General features: G+C 42.5%; 16 protein-coding genes. 9 read left to right on the top strand and 7 right to left on the bottom strand.

Annotated elements, in window-relative coordinates; genetic code table 11:
• Positions 1-6 precede the first annotated feature (6 nt).
• Genes opp4C through FPZ44_RS12875 form a run of 3 tightly spaced genes read left to right on the top strand, consistent with a single transcriptional unit; the run spans position 7 to position 2943 of the window.
• Positions 7-951: an oligopeptide ABC transporter permease gene (gene opp4C / locus FPZ44_RS12865; RefSeq protein WP_144990767.1), complete on the top strand. Its 945-nt coding sequence runs from the start codon at positions 7-9 to the stop codon at positions 949-951.
• A gap of 5 nt (positions 952-956) precedes the next feature.
• On the top strand, positions 957-2003 hold the full coding sequence (locus FPZ44_RS12870; RefSeq protein ID WP_144990769.1) for an ABC transporter ATP-binding protein: 1047 nt from the start codon (positions 957-959) through the stop codon (positions 2001-2003).
• Positions 1966-2943, top strand: coding sequence for an ABC transporter ATP-binding protein (locus tag FPZ44_RS12875; protein ID WP_144990771.1), 978 nt, complete (start codon positions 1966-1968; stop codon positions 2941-2943). The genes FPZ44_RS12870 and FPZ44_RS12875 overlap by 38 nt, the downstream gene beginning before the upstream one ends.
• Positions 2944-3123: 180 nt before the next feature.
• Here the strand turns inward: FPZ44_RS12875 and FPZ44_RS12880 are convergent, their stop codons facing one another.
• From FPZ44_RS12880 to FPZ44_RS12905, 6 genes are all read right to left on the bottom strand, one after another.
• Entirely contained in the window at positions 3124-4377 is a 1254-nt protein-coding gene (locus FPZ44_RS12880; protein ID WP_144990773.1) for an ArnT family glycosyltransferase, read from the bottom strand.
• A gap of 94 nt (positions 4378-4471) precedes the next feature.
• Positions 4472-4807 (bottom strand): EamA family transporter, encoded by a 336-nt coding sequence (locus FPZ44_RS12885; protein WP_144990775.1) that lies wholly within the window; start codon positions 4805-4807, stop codon positions 4472-4474.
• A complete protein-coding gene (locus tag FPZ44_RS12890; protein ID WP_144990777.1) occupies positions 4800-5147 on the bottom strand; it encodes a DUF2304 domain-containing protein in 348 nt (115 codons plus the stop codon). Before FPZ44_RS12890 ends, FPZ44_RS12885 begins: the two co-directional genes overlap by 8 nt.
• Positions 5148-5154: 7 nt before the next feature.
• Positions 5155-5844 carry a glycosyltransferase family 2 protein gene (locus tag FPZ44_RS12895; RefSeq protein WP_144990779.1) on the bottom strand — a complete coding sequence of 230 codons (690 nt, stop codon included), beginning with the start codon at positions 5842-5844 and terminating at the stop codon, positions 5155-5157.
• A gap of 2 nt (positions 5845-5846) precedes the next feature.
• Positions 5847-7157, bottom strand: coding sequence for an ArnT family glycosyltransferase (locus FPZ44_RS12900; RefSeq protein ID WP_144990781.1), 1311 nt, complete (start codon positions 7155-7157; stop codon positions 5847-5849).
• Positions 7158-7372: 215 nt separating this feature from the next.
• The gene (locus FPZ44_RS12905; protein ID WP_144990783.1) at positions 7373-8647 is read right to left on the bottom strand and encodes a cell wall-binding repeat-containing protein; all 1275 of its coding nucleotides are present in this window, start codon (positions 8645-8647) and stop codon (positions 7373-7375) included.
• A gap of 475 nt (positions 8648-9122) precedes the next feature.
• Between FPZ44_RS12905 and qoxA the strand changes: the two genes are divergently transcribed.
• From qoxA to qoxD, 4 genes are read left to right on the top strand one after another with little or no spacing between them, the layout of a single operon-like run.
• Entirely contained in the window at positions 9123-10073 is a 951-nt protein-coding gene (qoxA, locus tag FPZ44_RS12910; RefSeq protein WP_144990785.1) for a cytochrome aa3 quinol oxidase subunit II, read from the top strand.
• A gap of 32 nt (positions 10074-10105) precedes the next feature.
• On the top strand, positions 10106-12067 hold the full coding sequence (qoxB, locus tag FPZ44_RS12915) for a cytochrome aa3 quinol oxidase subunit I (RefSeq protein WP_144990787.1): 1962 nt from the start codon (positions 10106-10108) through the stop codon (positions 12065-12067).
• Complete coding sequence (gene qoxC / locus FPZ44_RS12920; RefSeq protein ID WP_144990789.1) at positions 12064-12660, top strand: cytochrome aa3 quinol oxidase subunit III; 597 nt, start codon at positions 12064-12066, stop codon at positions 12658-12660. Before qoxB ends, qoxC begins: the two co-directional genes overlap by 4 nt.
• A gap of 5 nt (positions 12661-12665) precedes the next feature.
• Positions 12666-12950 (top strand): cytochrome aa3 quinol oxidase subunit IV, encoded by a 285-nt coding sequence (gene qoxD / locus FPZ44_RS12925; RefSeq protein ID WP_144991829.1) that lies wholly within the window; start codon positions 12666-12668, stop codon positions 12948-12950.
• A 184-nt stretch (positions 12951-13134) separates the two neighbouring features.
• Here qoxD and FPZ44_RS12930 read toward each other — a convergent pair whose 3' ends face one another.
• Positions 13135-13473, bottom strand: a complete 339-nt coding sequence (locus FPZ44_RS12930; RefSeq protein ID WP_144990791.1) for a hypothetical protein — start codon at positions 13471-13473, stop codon at positions 13135-13137.
• Positions 13474-13629: 156 nt separating this feature from the next.
• On the opposite strand from FPZ44_RS12930, the gene FPZ44_RS12935 reads away from it, so the two are divergent.
• Positions 13630-14358 carry a response regulator transcription factor gene (locus FPZ44_RS12935; RefSeq protein WP_144990793.1) on the top strand — a complete coding sequence of 243 codons (729 nt, stop codon included), beginning with the start codon at positions 13630-13632 and terminating at the stop codon, positions 14356-14358.
• Entirely contained in the window at positions 14330-15733 is a 1404-nt protein-coding gene (locus FPZ44_RS12940; protein WP_144990795.1) for a sensor histidine kinase, read from the top strand. Before FPZ44_RS12935 ends, FPZ44_RS12940 begins: the two co-directional genes overlap by 29 nt.
• The last annotated feature ends 5 nt before the right edge of the window (positions 15734-15738 follow it).

Below are 15738 nucleotides of genomic sequence, written 5' to 3' on the forward strand. Positions count from 1 at the left end.
TGAGACATGTCTACAGCAATTGAACAGCTTGCTCCTGAGCAAACTATATCCACTTCTCGACCTGCTGCCGTTATTGAACGATCTTCGTTATGGCAGCAATCGATCAAGAAACTACGCCGCAATCGAACGGCTATGCTCGGATTCATATTTATAATCGTCATGTTTGCCGCATGCTTTATTGCTCCCCTATTTTCTCCGTATGCATCGGGCAAAGTGAACTTGGCTGTTATGAATCAAGCGCCTAGCGCAGCACATTGGCTAGGTACCGATCATCTAGGCCGTGACGTATTGACAAGACTGCTGCAAGCAGGAAGAATATCGCTGACCGTCGGTCTTGTATCTATGATTCTATCCGTAGTCATTGGAACGGTACTTGGTGCAATTGCCAGTTACTATCGAGGAATTGTTGATCAAATCATTATGCGGATTGCTGATCTGTTGATGACGATACCAAACCTACCCTTGCTATTTATTATTGGAGCCATCTTATCGGAATGGAAAGTACCAACCGAATACCGGCTTTATATCGTCATGCTGATGCTGAGCGTCGTTGGATGGCCAGGCTTAGCCCGCCTCGTCCGTGGAGAATTGCTAAGCCTTCGGGAACGAGACTTTATGCAAGCTGCAGAAGCACTTGGTCTGAACGATCGGCGCAAGCTCTTCACACATTTACTGCCGAATATTTTCCCGCTACTTATTGTTGTAGCTACATTAAGTATTGGAGGAGCTATAATAAGCGAGTCTACACTTAGCTATTTCGGACTTGGAGTTATGCCTCCAACACCAACTTGGGGAAATATGATTGATGCAGCCAACACACTCATTGACTTTGAGAAACGTCCATGGCTCTGGATTCCGCCAGGCTTAGCGATCTTCGCCACGGTCATCGCCATTAATTTATTCGGTGACGGATTAAGGGATGCGCTTGATCCTAAGCAGGAAAGGCGGTAGTGGATATGAATTTCCCTTTACAACATGCTTCTGCAAATGAAGCGCTGCTGCAAGTCGACCATCTGCAAGTTCACTTCCCTACAGCCGGTGGAACAGTGAAAGCGGTCGATGATATCAGCTTCCAAGTAAAACCGGGCGAAACAGTATGTATAGTCGGAGAATCAGGATGCGGCAAAAGCGTAACTGCGCTAGCCCTTATGGGATTGTTGGCTGAGTCGGAGGGCTGTCAGGTTACAGGCGATATTGTGCTGGCCGATCAGCCTTTGAATAAGTTGGCTAAACAACAGCTGCGACGGCTTCGCGGCAATCAAATGAGTATGATCTTTCAAGAGCCAATGAGTTCTTTTAATCCGGTCTTAACGATTGGCAGGCAATTAATAGAGCCCTTGCAGGAGCATTTGCGATTGAAGAAGAAGGAGGCGCGTACAAAAGCTGTTGAGCTTATTCGTTCGGTAGGGATTGCACGTCCAGAATCGATGCTCAACGCCTATCCACATGAATTAAGCGGCGGTATGCTTCAGCGCATGATGATCGCGATGGCGATTGCCTGCCGTCCTCAGCTGCTTATTGCGGATGAACCTACTACTGCACTAGATGTAACGATTCAAGCACAAATTCTAGATTTGCTGCGGCGTATTAAAGAGGAGCACGGTACGTCCATCATATTTATAACACATGATCTGGGCGTTGTCGCAGAAATGGCTGACTATGTCATCGTTATGTATGCGGGCAAGATTGTAGAGCAAGCACCCGTTATTGAACTATTTGATAATCCGAAGCATCCCTACACCCAAGGCCTGCTTCGTTCCAAACCTGTATTGCATAAACATGAAGAGACCTTATATTCAATTCCCGGCCAAGTTCCTCATCCGTTGGAAATCGGGGATTACTGCTCCTTTTATGAACGTTGCGATTATGCGACTAGCAAATGCCGTTCAAGCAGACCTCACTTGCAAACGATTGGTGACGAACACAAATCAGCGTGCTGGTTGCATGAAAAGGAGGCAGCTCATAATGACACCAAGCACACAGCAACAGCTCATCATCGTTGATCGGCTCAAAAAATATTTCCCTGTAAAAACAGGGCTGCTGCAGCGTACAAGCGGCCATGTCAAAGCGGTAGACGATGTGAGCTTGGTTATCAATAGAGGCGACACATTCGGATTGGTTGGCGAATCGGGCAGCGGCAAGAGTACACTTGGCAGAACACTGCTCCGTCTCAATGATAAGACTGACGGTACTGTACAATATCAAGGTCAAGATTTGCATGATCTATCAAAGTCCGAAATGCGTAAGTTAAGACCGAAGCTGCAATTTATTTTTCAAGATCCTTATAGTTCTTTGAATCCTCGAATTCGTATTGGCGATGCGATAGGTGAAGCATTAATCCAACATGGATTATGTTCACAGGAAGAGGTTGATGAACGTGTAGCAGAGGTGCTGGCACTATGCGGTATGTCCAGTTACCATATGGATCGCTATCCACATGAATTTTCCGGTGGTCAACGCCAACGTATTGGAATTGCACGGGCGATTATTTTAAATCCTGACTTTGTTGTCGCAGATGAACCGCTCTCTGCGCTTGATGTTTCTATACAAGCTCAAATTATTAATTTATTTCGCAAGCTGCAAGAACAGCGCAGCTTGACATATTTATTTATCTCGCATGACTTAAGTGTCGTTCAGCATCTGTGCAACCGTATCGGAGTAATGTACTTAGGTTCGTTGGTTGAGTTAGGTCCACGGGATGAATGTTTCAGCAAGCCCCTTCACCCTTATACACAAGCTCTGCTGTCTGCCGTACCTATTCCAAATCCACGTGTGAAGCGTGAGCGCATCGTACTGCATGGCGATCCACCTAGCCCAGTAAATCCACCGACAGGATGCAAATTCCATACTCGCTGTCCATTGGCACAATCCAAATGCCGGGAAGAAACTCCACTGCTTCGACATCACGGAAGCGGCCACTATGCTGCCTGTCATCTGATTTAACTCTCCTTCAGTTCTAGCTGCTAGCTTCTCCCCATTTTGCTAACGGCGACCTACTATACTCCACCTATAAAGTCCCCTGCTTCCATTCATAGCTTCCATCAAAAAAGAACCTTCCATCACAACATCCATTGTGAATGAGAAGGTTCTTCCTCTTTTATTATCATGCTCCACGAATTGTCGTCACTTATTGCGCACAACTGCAATAAGCCGATCTACAAAGAAAGCAGCAAACATCAATAAAAATACAACATTAGGATACCCATAGCGTGAGAAAGCAACAAACGGCATATAAATAACGGTAAAGTAAGCGAGCGTCAGAAGTACAGGCAGCATTCTTGCAAAAGGTACACGGATGAATGCCCATATCATCCCTAACACGCTAACACTCATTAATATTACTTGTGCCACATTCATAAATGAACGACTAATCGGCCATATTGGGCGCCAATAGTACGGGATATTGTACAAGTTGTGCAGCTTGCCGATCGTATACCAATGGACATAATTCCAAGTATCATAGACAAATCCATACTTCAAAATGTCCAACCCTTTACTTATCGCTGAACCGTCCGAACCTGCAAATATCGTCTTCGGATCATATTGCGGATAAGCATCGAAAAAGCCTGCAGGTGGCAGCTGATAATTAATTCTAGTCCCTAGTAAAAATGGACTTCCTGCTGAGTTGGTAAACAAAATAAATCGATCAAATGTAATCATATTGCGTATCCACCATGGCGCCAATAATACGATATAGGCACCTGCTATTAAGAACGTATATCGCACCATATCCCGCCATGGCACTTTGTGCTTCCACCATAGAATAAGTAAAATGGCCGGATAAAGCGTAGCATGTGGCTTAAAGTAAGCCAAAAACGCCACCATAATTCCAATCCATATATACCAGAATGTCTTGCCTGACTCTACCGCCACGATAATGATGCAAACCAGCAGCAACACCGCTGTACGGAACATCGTCTCAGAAAGAATAACTCCTGAAGAGAAATAATCCGGCATATAAAACATGCTAATACCGCAAACGATAAATGCTGTACGTGTATTAAACGTATACCGTGCAATAAAGAAGATAAGAAATATCGATATCGCTTGCAGCATACATTGAAAAAGACGAAAGGCAATAATTGCCCCATCACCTTCTCCGAATACAATCATAAAGCCCGCCAGTATAATCGAAATTCCAGGCATGATAAACGCAGATGGATCATTTCCAGAGTTGTACACAAGTGTTCCTTCATTTAATAATACTCTTGCACTATGTAAATATTTTACGTCATCGTTGTTAGGCTTGTGCAAATCACCTAGCAAAAAGTAATTATGGTGCGCCAAAACAAAAAAGGATGATAGTATAAATACAAATAAGGCCATAATCAATAATGTTCGTTTGGTTTTAAAATCCATGCTAAAAAAAGACGTCATACGTTCACTCCTAGTTTAAATAAGCTGCGGCCGCTCCTACATTCTGAATTATATTGTGTTCGAGATGAAGCTGTACCTATACATAATCAATCAGCTACTTCGCTATCAAATAAACGCCAATGAGAATGACTAGCGCCCCAACCCATTTTGTTGGTGATACAGGTTCGCTAAAAATAAAGAAGGCTGCTGCAATTCCGAGAATATAAGAAATACTTTGTAGAGGATAAGCGACGCTTAGCGGCAAACGACTTAGAACGACGAACCATAGAATTGTAGCGATACCATATAAGGAAAGCCCACCAATAACATACCAAGAAGTAATGATTTTGTTCCATACTAATCCGCCAGCCTTCTCAATCCCCAGCTTGAACAGGATTTGACCTGTAACTAGCAATATAATGTTAGCAAATAAAATAATATAATTAATCATGATCGTGCTCCGTCACACCTCGTTCTCGCAATATCGTAATCTCTTGAGTTAAGCGAAGTAACTGCTTCGACATCTTCGTAATCACAACGGTGAGATGAATAATAAGCGCAAAGCAGAACAACAAGCCAAAGAGAAACAATAAAGCAGGTGCATACTTTACATCAAGCCAGAGCGATATGTTCTCAATAAGACGGACATCTATGGATACGACAATGAGAAACACGCTAAAACCAATCCACAGTAATGAATATTGTTCTTTTAACTTCTGACGCCGCACCAACTCCAATATTCCAATCAGAAACAGCACGGAAACCAAAATAGATATTACATAAATACTCATTGGCCTATCACCTCTCGTATCGTAACGCAGTCATCAAAACGGCCAACGTTACTTTTGTCATGTAGTAGACCGAACGTATTGGAGTAATTGAAGAATTACCGCCTAAACGAGCGCGCATCTCTGTTGATACTTCCGAAATTCGACAGCCTTTTCGTTTCAAATAAACGATGGATTCGACTTCAGGGTAATCCGTCGGATAGTAAGAGGAATACAAAGCAATGACACGTCGGTTTGCTACGCGATAGCCACTAGTTGTATCTGTAATGCGCTGCTTTGTAATCCATGTGATGATGTTTGAGAAAAAGATCATTCCGATTCTGCGCATTTTTGATGATTGGTACGAAGTCGTCTCCACATATCGAGATCCAATCACAAGATCATGATGCTTAGCGTGCTCGACTAATTTAGGAAGATCCGAAGCACAGTGCTGACCATCCGCGTCCATCTGAACGGCATAATCATAATTCATTCGATGCGCATACATATAGCCAATTTGCATGCCGCCCCCGATTCCTACATTATAAGGAACGGTAAAAACTTTAGCCCCTGCTCGCTCAGCAATTTCTGCAGTACGATCAGTAGAACCATCATTAATAACAACTACATCTACTTCTGGCATATAGTTTTGAAGCTCATCGATTACATTTTGAATCGTTGCTTCTTCATTATAAGCTGGGATGATGACAAGAACTTTCATGACTACGAACCTCCACTTACAGAATAATGTCGTGACTGCTGCTTCATCTTCTTCTCATATCGAGCTGTACAAATCCTATCCAAGAAGAACGCAGCAAAAATAATAAGAAGGAACATATTTGGGTATCCATACCGTGAGAATGCTACGAACGGAATATATATAAACGTGAAATACCCTAGTGATGCGAGTAGTATACCCGCATTAGGCCATTGCCTCAGCTTCCTTAACGTCAGAATCACGCCTGATATTCCCATTAATAACAAAATAACCTGATAAATATGTACCGCTATCATATCTATACCCAAAAGCGGCTTCCAATAATAGGCGAGTACGTATAGAGATCCTACTTTCCCTATTGTGAACCAGTAGAGCAGAAGAAGCGGATTATGTTTCAAATGATATGCAAGCATATCATAGCCTCTTTCTTTCAACTGATTATCAGATCCAAGCATAAGCACATCTTTATGTTCTGGGTACTCTGCGTAAAAGCCAGCATCAGGCTCTTGAAAATTGATAAACGTTCCTAATAAAAAAGGATTCCCTGATGATTCCGTAAAAACCACGAATTTATCAAATGTCACGACGTTGCGAATCCACCACGGAGACAATAAAATGACAAACACAAGGCCAATTGCCGCTGTATACTTCATCATTTCCTTCCACGTATAACGCTGCTTCCACCAGAACAACAGAAATATAACGGGCAGCAAAGTCGAATGCGGCTTAAAGTAGGCAGCAATCGCTACAAGTAAGCCAACGAGCAAATACCAGCTTGTACGACGTTTCTCCAACGCTACGATCATGATGATAATAAGCAGAAGGAACAAGGTTCGGAAGATGCTCTCTGATAGAATCACACCTGATGAGAAATAGTCAGGCAAGTAAATAGCGCTTATTCCGATTGCAATTAACGCCGTTCGTACAGTAAACACACGATAAGCCAGCCAGAATATTAACGGTATACACAGTGCTTGCAAGAGGCATTGAAATAGTCGGATCGCAATGACAGCTTCATCCCCTTGCCCGAAAACAAGCATAAAAGCAGCAATGACAAAAGGCATGCCAGGCATAATATAGGTACTAGGTTGATCACTTGTGTTGTAGGATAGTACGCCATCATTAATAAGCACTCGAGCAGTATGCAAATATTTCACATCATCATTATCAGGACGATCAGGATTCCCTAAATAAAAATAATCACCGTATCCAAGTACGATGAGCGTAGATAAAAGTCCGACAACAATTGTAACAATCCACATGAACCGCATTGCATATCTTGGAACCGTTGACCAAGACCTCGATTCATTTACCATATATTCACCTTATCCACACATCATTCTCCCATCAATATCCAGAAATAGAACTTATAAAATATATCATAATCTGGTTGCTAACCCAAGTCAATTTATGGAACATCACAATGAAAGTTAACACCTTTTCCCTCAATTTGGAATATAGCACAATGAAAAACTCACCTGAATCTCAGGTGAGCTTCTTAAGCCTGTCTTATTGGATATCATCCTATTTGCTAATGATGACCACCACCATGGTCATTTTCAGATGAAGTCTCCTTTTCATTTTTATTTGAAGACGTGTCATCCTCCCCACCGCTTCCGTGGTCAGCATGCCCTTTTCCACTAGCAGATACAATCTCTAGCATGCTGTCTATTTCCCCTTGCGCTTGAGGTGTGAGATCCTTCTCATTTCCTACCATCCACGCATGATTAAATGGTCCTTCTGTTGGTGTCACCTTATATTTAGGCTGTAACGTCATTACATAATTCATGACCGATTCAGGCATCTTATCTTTGTCTGTCCATATAAGTGGCGCATGTTTCCCTAGGTGGGAAAATGGTGCTGCCGAGATGGCTAATAAGGGATTGCCAGCAGGAACAAATGATAAGTTGTGACCTGGTGTCGTAATTCCCCAGCCAAAGCCCGTTGTTTCATCTTTATATTTGGCAAAGGCGATTGAGTTCTCAATCGGGTTCTTACCTGAAATCCGCTTTACGGTTCCATACTGCTGCAACTTCTTCTCTAGGTCAGCAGATACAACAGCCTCAGGTCCGATAATATAAATATTTGCCTTGCCCTTACGTTTTTCTAGCGCTTTAATCGTTGCTTTGGGTATTTCTTTCTTCGTCACATACAGCAGCGGCTCAGGCATATGTGCAATCCAGTTCCCTGCTGGAATCGTGTACTCAGGACTATCGAGAGAGCCTATGATGACTCCATCTGGTTGTGATCCAGATGCTTTCGTATAAAGTGCATCAATTTGTTCGGCAATTTCAGCATCATCATTTCCTGCTACGAATGTTGCTTTCATTCCTTCTTTACTCAATTGATCTTTTACTTTATTCGGGCTATCTCCTATCACAATGACTTGCTCTTTAGCTTGTCCAATACCAATCGGCCTCAATCGCTTTATTTCATTAATAGTCGCTTGAGGTATACCATCCTTGTCCATATATAAGAGCGGCCCATTATTCGGATGATGTACCAAATCCAAACTAGCCAATGCGGATCCCCAACGTTCTGTTGATGCCAGTATGACTGCACCAGGACGATTATCATCTGCTGTTGCAGGCCACAGCGTTTTAGATACGATCACAGCTGACTCAACTGGATGCGAAGAATTGATCCGAGTTGTATTTTTGGTTGCATTCCAAGGCGCTGCGACATTCGTCACGCTCTTCCCTGCTTCACTTTCGGTCTGCGCATCCTGCTGTAAGCTACAAGCACTTAGAAATAAAATGGTGAACAAAAGCAGCGCCACAGCCTTCGTTGAACGATATATTTTCATAACATTACCTCCTACAAGACTTTGAAGCTTACGATATCCTTAATTTGTGTAGATTTCGTGTAGGAAAATAAATCACAAATGTTCCTTTCTAGACAAAACTGATTTCTAAATTTGTATGACGATTCAATGAAAGTGCATTATTTATACTAATTAACAGATTTTACATCTAAAATAAGGAATTTAACGGAAATATGGAGTTTTTTTGAATAAAAATTGTGACAATTAGGTGTCTTTCCTGTAAAAACATCGTCAATATTCCTTTTAGAATGTATTATCAGTGATGAAGATATTGATGAGAGTCGTACAAACCAAGAACAATCGCCACGTTATTGATGTCTATCTGAAATATCACACATGGCAATCGTGAGCATTATCAAGTTGGATAATGTTAACGTTCTCTCATTGAAGATGTGGCTACACATCAAATTGACAAACATGCATCAACAAAATGCATCAAACAGAAAGGGGTACCTTAATGAAAAAGAAAGGATCGTTATTAGTAATCTTGACGCTGTTAACACTCCTTCTAAGCGGCTGTACGGATGAACTAATCGTGCTGAACCCGAAAGGACCAGCTGCGGAAATGTTGTCGGAAACGATTATTTTCTCCGTTCTTATGATGGCTGGAGTTCTAGTCGTAGTCTTTACACTGTTCACCATCATACTGGTTAAATATCGTGCCAGTAACAGCAGCCCAGACTATGAGCCGCCGCATGATGAAGGTAGCTTAAAGCTAGAAATTACTTGGACACTTATTCCGATAATTATCGTAACCATTTTGTCGGTTGTAACTGTCAAAACTACCGTTGCTGTAGAAAAACCTCCAGCGGGTTACGAGAATCAAAAGCCGATGATTATTTACGCATCTTCTTCTAATTACAAATGGCACTTCAGCTATCCGGAGCAAGGGATTGAGACTGTTAACTATCTGAACATTCCTACGGGACAAAATATCGAGTTCAGACTATATTCTTACGGTCCAATTACAAGCTTCTGGATCCCTCAGTTGGGTGGACAGAAATATGCCATGTCAGACATGGTAACTAAGCTTAACCTAGTTGCTGATACACCAGGCTCCATGATGGGTAAAAACAGTAACTTTAGCGGTAGAGGGTTCGCTAAAATGGAATTTGAAGTTCTAGCTATGTCCCCAGGAGAATTTGATGAATGGGTTAATGATGTGAAGAAGACGGCTCCACCTCTTACAGAGGAAAGATTCGATGAGTTGCTCAAAATCGAATTCCCTGGACGTGAATCCTACACATCCACGCATCTTGAATTTAGACCAGCGCCAGAAGATCATTCTAGCCACTTTAAGAAACCTGGTCAAAAAGACGAGGAGCAACCTAGCAATAACGACAACCATGAAGGTCATGGTGAAGAGAATAATCAAGAAACCGAAGTTGAGGATCATTCGAACCACTAAGAGCCATCACTTCACGAAAGGAGTTAACAGGAATGAATTGGGATAAGTTTATCGTTGACGGACTCAAGCACGGCGACCCTTTAATTATCGGTGCCGTTATAAGTATCGTCTTAGTCTCCATCGCCATCGTTGCTGGCTTGACCTACTTCAAAAAGTGGGGCTATCTATGGAGAGAATGGTTAACTACTGTCGATCATAAAAAAATCGGCGTCATGTATATTATTTCCGCTCTCGTCATGCTATTCCGCGGTGGCGCTGACGGCCTAATGCTTCGTATACAGCTGACGGCACCTGAAGCGAAGTTCTTGACCGCTCAGCATTATAATGAAATATTCTCGGCCCATGGTATTATCATGATTCTATTCATGGCGATGCCATTTATTATCGGTATTATGAACGTCGTTATTCCACTACAAATTGGTGCACGCGACGTAGCCTTCCCGCGTCTGAACGCAGTCAGCTTCTGGTTGTTCTTCTTCGGCGCAATGCTTTATAATATCGCGTTCGTTGTTGGTGGAGCACCTGATGCTGGTTGGACATCTTACTTCCCGCTAGCAAGTACAGAGTTTAGTCCAGGTGTAGGTAATAACTATTACGCAATTGCACTTCAAATTGCCGGTCTCGGTACTTTGATGACAGGTGTCAACTTCATCGTAACAATTATGAAGATGCGTGCACCTGGTATGACGCTTATGCGTATGCCAATGTTTACTTGGTCTACACTTATTACTTGTATTATCATCGTATTCGCATTCCCTGTATTAACAGTAGCTCTTGCTTTGATGATGTTCGATCGCCTATTTGGTAGTCAGTTCTTTACGATGGCCAATGGTGGTATGGACATGCTTTGGGCCAACTTGTTCTGGGTATGGGGACACCCTGAAGTATATATCGTTATACTTCCTGCTTTCGGTATTTACAGTGAGATTATTTCTACGTTCTCTAGAAAGAATCTATACGGCTACAAATCGATGGTAGCAAGTATGGCTATCATCTCTCTCTTGTCATTCTTGGTATGGGTCCACCACTTCTACACGATGGGCCAAGGCGCAGCAGTAAACAGCTTCTTCTCGATTACGACGATGCTTATCGCTGTTCCGACAGGTGTTAAAATATTTAACTGGTTGTTCACATTACGCAAAGGTAAGATTGTGTTTACAACGCCAATGTTGTATTCACTAGCGTTCATCCCTATCTTTACTTTGGGTGGCGTAACAGGTGTCATGCTTGCAATGGCAAGTGCCGACTATCAGTACCACAATACGATGTTCTTGGTAGCTCACTTCCATTACGTCTTGATTCCAGGTACCGTATTCGCGGTTATCGCTGGTATGTACTACTGGTTCCCGCTTATCGCTGGATTCAAGCTCAATGAGCGTCAAGGTAAAGCTGCATTCTGGACAATTGCTATTTCATTCAACGTGACGTTCCTTCCACTCTTCTTCTTGGGTCTGGACGGTATGACACGTCGTCAATACACGTATTCAGCTGAAACAGGCTTCGGTCCGTTGAACTTGATCGCAACAATTGGTTCAGTTGGTCTTATGATCGGATTTGCTCTAGTGGTCTACAACATCATTTGGAGTTTCCGTCACGCACCGCGTGAGACAAAAGGCGATGTATGGGATGGAGCTGGACGTACATTGGAATGGGCAACACATATTCCAGTACCAGTTTACAACTTTGCTGTCGTTCCTGAAGTAGATCGTCTTGATGCATTCTACTTCGCGAAGAAAGAGAAACGCTCTCTCTTCAAAAACAAGATTGAAAAAATTCATATGCCGAGCAACAACGGTCAACCGTTTATTCTTGGCGCAATCTTCTTCTTCTGGGGATTCTTCATGGTATTCAGCATGTGGAAGTCTGCCATTGTAGCAGGTATTGGGGTTCTCATCTTGCTTGCAATGCGTACGTTCGAACGTGATCATGGCTTCTATATTCCAGTTGATGAAGTGAAGAAAACGGAACAATCCTATGGAGGTGATTCGGTATGAAAATAGACAACTCATTGCCTCTTGAATACCGGAACGAAGAAAACCGCTTCCGTATAACAGGCTTTTGGATTTTCTTGGGCGCGGAAATCGTGCTTTTCGCTACCTTGTTCTTAACCTATTTCACACTTTGGACGCGTACAGGATCTGGCCTTACAGCTGCAGATGTCTTCGTACTTGAGCCAGTTTTGGCAGAGACGTTCATTCTATTAACAAGTAGTTTCACTTGTGGTCTAGCAATTCACGCGATGCGTCAAGGTTTGAAAAAACCAATGATGGTGTTCATGGGTATTACCCTCTTGCTTGGTGCAGCGTTCTTGGGTATCGAGATTTATGAATTCTACACTTATGTTCATGAAGGCTTGACGCTTCAAACAAGTGCATTTGCTTCCAGCTTGTTCGTATTACTTGGTACACACGGTGCTCACGTGACGTTTGGTCTCCTATGGGGAATAGCAATCATGATCCAGTTAAAACGTGAAGGTTTGAATGAGACAACTGCAAATAAATCATTCATCTTCTCGCTTTACTGGCACTTCTTGGACGTTGTCTGGATCTTCATCTTCAGCTTCGTCTATCTGAAAGGACTGATGTGATCATGATGAAACGACTGTTCCCTATCGGTCACGTGATGGGATTCATCTTCTCCCTCGTCTTGACGTTAGTCGCAATGCTAGTTGTTTATACGGATATGTCCTATACAATGGGTATGGTCATTCTAGTTTCTACAGCTGTCATTCAAGCTACCGTGCAGTTGTTCATGTTCATGCACGTTAACGAATCGAAAGAAGATAGAAATACCCTTTACATCAATATCATTTATGCAGTAGTGGTTAGTCTTATCACGATCTTCGGTTCCCTGTGGACGTTGATCTGGGACTGGTAGTCACAACGAAACAACCCATCAAGCTGATGCGTTCAAGCTCCCTTGATGGGTTTCTTTTTTTATATTTACATACAAAAAAGCACACGCTTTCGAACGCAGGATTTTCATTACTTACACGTAAGTCCCGCGTAGAGATGTGCTTTCTTTGTATTCTTCTATGTATTTTCTGAATCTCAATTCATAATTATGATCTTGTACTAATCTTTTGTTTGATTTTTATCCAAAGCTGTTTACGCCAGCGTGCACGTCGTTCTTTTCTTTGTTGCTTCGCAATTCTTTTTTGCCTCCGTCGTTCGCTTCGCTTAGCCTCCAGCTTAGCCATTTGCTCGTTTATAAATCCTTCTAACAGATAAACAATAAATGCAATCACTAAACAAACCACTAGGATAGCGATACCACCAATAGGTGTAAGGAAGATGCTACCTACAATCAAACCTAGAATACCTAAGACAACCCAAAACTGCCAACTTAGCATCATCATAAGAAACTCAAAAATTAGTATGATCCACTCAAAAACAACCATCTACTCCCCTCCTTTACTTTCACAAATTTTCCTATATCATCATACAGGATAGCATGTTCATAATAAATAGTAATGCTTTACATTGATTGGTTTTCAACTTGCACAATTATATAATGAATGAGAATCACGTATTTGCTTAATTAGGAGGAAGTATATATGATCCCCTCTTCGATAACTTATCGAGTCCTCATCATAGATGATGAAGCTAACATGCGTAATTTACTGCGCATTCACCTTAAGCGGCATGGCTATTTCGTTGAAGAAAGTCCTGATGGGGAACATGCATTGAACATGCTCAAAGAGCAGCAATTCGACCTCGTCATCGTGGATATTATGATGCCAGGTATAGATGGCTGGGAAGTCGTTCAACGTATACGCCAGACAATGAGCATACCTATCATCATGCTTACTGCTCGTTCAGAAAAGAAAGACATTGTTAACGGGCTATCTATTGGTGCTGACGATTATTTAGCTAAGCCGTTCGAGCCTGACGAATTAATAGCAAGAATAACTGCCCTGCTGCGACGCTCACAATTCCAATTATCAGCTCAGGAGGTTCATCATAAAGCTTTGCATTTTCCCCAACTTACCATTTATGAGGAGAGTCGTGAAGTTGTTGTTAATGGCCTGCACTTGGATCTCACACCGAAGGAATACGATGTCCTGCATCTGCTGGCAACTCACCCGCAAAGAGTCTATGAGCGAGAGACGATGATCGAGCATTTATGGGGATTGGACTATGACGGAGATAGTCGTTCTGTAGATACACATGTGAAAAATGTAAGAATGAAGATGGAGCAAGCCCAGTTAGGCTACAATCCGATTCAAACGGTCTGGGGGATTGGATATCGCTTCAATGCCAAAGGTACTACTTATGAGAAATAGAATTGATTTGAAAATTGGAATATCGATTATGTCTGTATTTCTACTGCTCTTCCTGCCCACAGCTTGGCTGATGGATCGATTAGTCATATCGCATACGTATCAACAGAAACATAAAGAAATGAACGAGCTGGCACTCCACTTTGTTAGTATGATTAACAACGATACAACACTAAAAATGGATGCCCTCGAAACAATGGCAGATTTCACTCGTGTCACCTTGTTCGTGCTTGATAGCCGAGGAACGGTTACAGCTAATTCAAAGCACCATCATGAAATCAACCCCGTCTTTTTAACGGACGAATACATACGAACACTACAAGCAGGAAACCAACTTGAAAAAAATATTACACTTGATGGAACAAGCTACACGCTTACTGGTGTGCCTATGATCACGAACGGCAACCTTCGAGGTAGTATCGTTATATTGAACTCCCTTTCAGATACAGAAGAACTGCTTCAAAGTCATCGGCAAATTTTATATCTCGCAGTTATTGCGATTATGACTGCGGCGGCAGGCATCATCTATTGGCTTTCTAGACGTATCTCCAAACCGATGCGCCAAATGGCTGATGCTACTCGCGCAATCGCTGAGGGACAGCTAGAGACGCGTGTAGAGGTTCATTCTGATGATGAGGTAGGCAGCTTGGCACATGCAATCAACCATATGGCAGAAGAGCTTAAACGGTATCGTGATTCACGCAACGAATTCATAGCCAACATATCTCACGAGCTGAAGACACCTGTAACGTATTTGGAGGGCTATGCTCAAGTCATTCGACAAGGATGGTATGAGACGGAGGAAGAAAAGCAGCAGTATATCGGCATCATTGCAGATGAAGCCAAGCGACTTAATCGTATCATCCAAGATTTATTTGATCTTACGAAAATGGAAGAAGGTCAGCTCAGCATATTATCTGAACAAGTCGACATGAATGTCATCTGCCAAAGCTGCCTCTTCAAAGTTCAGCATAAAGCAGAGCAAAAAGGCCTTCAATTGCAATTGTTCCCTGCTGAACCTCATCCATATATTTGGGGAGACCCCGTTCGCTTGGAACAAATCATGTTGAATTTATTAGACAATGCGATTCGATATACGAAGGCTGGGAATGTATCCATTCGAGTTACAACGAGAACGGACCACATCCATCTAACCATCACCGATACAGGACAAGGCATTCCATCAGACGAGCTCTCTTACGTCTTTGAGCGCTTCTATCGAGTTGAGAAGTCACGTTCAAGACAATATGGTGGTAGCGGCTTAGGACTAGCCATAGCAGCTAAACTCGTTGATATGCATCAAGCTACTATTGATGTTCAGAGTCAAGAAAGCATAGGGACAACATTTACGCTCACATTCCCACGCCTTATCCCCTAACCTTT

This window comes from Paenibacillus agilis, from assembly GCF_007786455.1.
Lineage (GTDB): Bacteria > Bacillota > Bacilli > Paenibacillales > Paenibacillaceae > Paenibacillus_B > Paenibacillus_B agilis.

What these genes read in the sequence shown, in the direction of transcription:
- FPZ44_RS12880 (WP_144990773.1), bottom strand. Translation starts at nt 4,377, where the DNA reads ATGACGTCTTTTTTTAGCATGGATTTTAAAACCAAACGAACATTATTG.
- qoxB (WP_144990787.1), top strand. Translation starts at nt 10,106, where the DNA reads ATGAATTGGGATAAGTTTATCGTTGACGGACTCAAGCACGGCGACCCT.
- FPZ44_RS12905 (WP_144990783.1), bottom strand. Translation starts at nt 8,647, where the DNA reads ATGAAAATATATCGTTCAACGAAGGCTGTGGCGCTGCTTTTGTTCACC.
- FPZ44_RS12930 (WP_144990791.1), bottom strand. Translation starts at nt 13,473, where the DNA reads ATGGTTGTTTTTGAGTGGATCATACTAATTTTTGAGTTTCTTATGATG.
- FPZ44_RS12885 (WP_144990775.1), bottom strand. Translation starts at nt 4,807, where the DNA reads ATGATTAATTATATTATTTTATTTGCTAACATTATATTGCTAGTTACA.
- qoxC (WP_144990789.1), top strand. Translation starts at nt 12,064, where the DNA reads ATGAAAATAGACAACTCATTGCCTCTTGAATACCGGAACGAAGAAAAC.
- FPZ44_RS12935 (WP_144990793.1), top strand. Translation starts at nt 13,630, where the DNA reads ATGATCCCCTCTTCGATAACTTATCGAGTCCTCATCATAGATGATGAA.
- FPZ44_RS12870 (WP_144990769.1), top strand. Translation starts at nt 957, where the DNA reads ATGAATTTCCCTTTACAACATGCTTCTGCAAATGAAGCGCTGCTGCAA.
- FPZ44_RS12895 (WP_144990779.1), bottom strand. Translation starts at nt 5,844, where the DNA reads ATGAAAGTTCTTGTCATCATCCCAGCTTATAATGAAGAAGCAACGATT.
- opp4C (WP_144990767.1), top strand. Translation starts at nt 7, where the DNA reads ATGTCTACAGCAATTGAACAGCTTGCTCCTGAGCAAACTATATCCACT.
- FPZ44_RS12890 (WP_144990777.1), bottom strand. Translation starts at nt 5,147, where the DNA reads ATGAGTATTTATGTAATATCTATTTTGGTTTCCGTGCTGTTTCTGATT.
- qoxA (WP_144990785.1), top strand. Translation starts at nt 9,123, where the DNA reads ATGAAAAAGAAAGGATCGTTATTAGTAATCTTGACGCTGTTAACACTC.
- qoxD (WP_144991829.1), top strand. Translation starts at nt 12,666, where the DNA reads ATGAAACGACTGTTCCCTATCGGTCACGTGATGGGATTCATCTTCTCC.
- FPZ44_RS12875 (WP_144990771.1), top strand. Translation starts at nt 1,966, where the DNA reads ATGACACCAAGCACACAGCAACAGCTCATCATCGTTGATCGGCTCAAA.
- FPZ44_RS12900 (WP_144990781.1), bottom strand. Translation starts at nt 7,157, where the DNA reads ATGGTAAATGAATCGAGGTCTTGGTCAACGGTTCCAAGATATGCAATG.
- FPZ44_RS12940 (WP_144990795.1), top strand. Translation starts at nt 14,330, where the DNA reads ATGCCAAAGGTACTACTTATGAGAAATAGAATTGATTTGAAAATTGGA.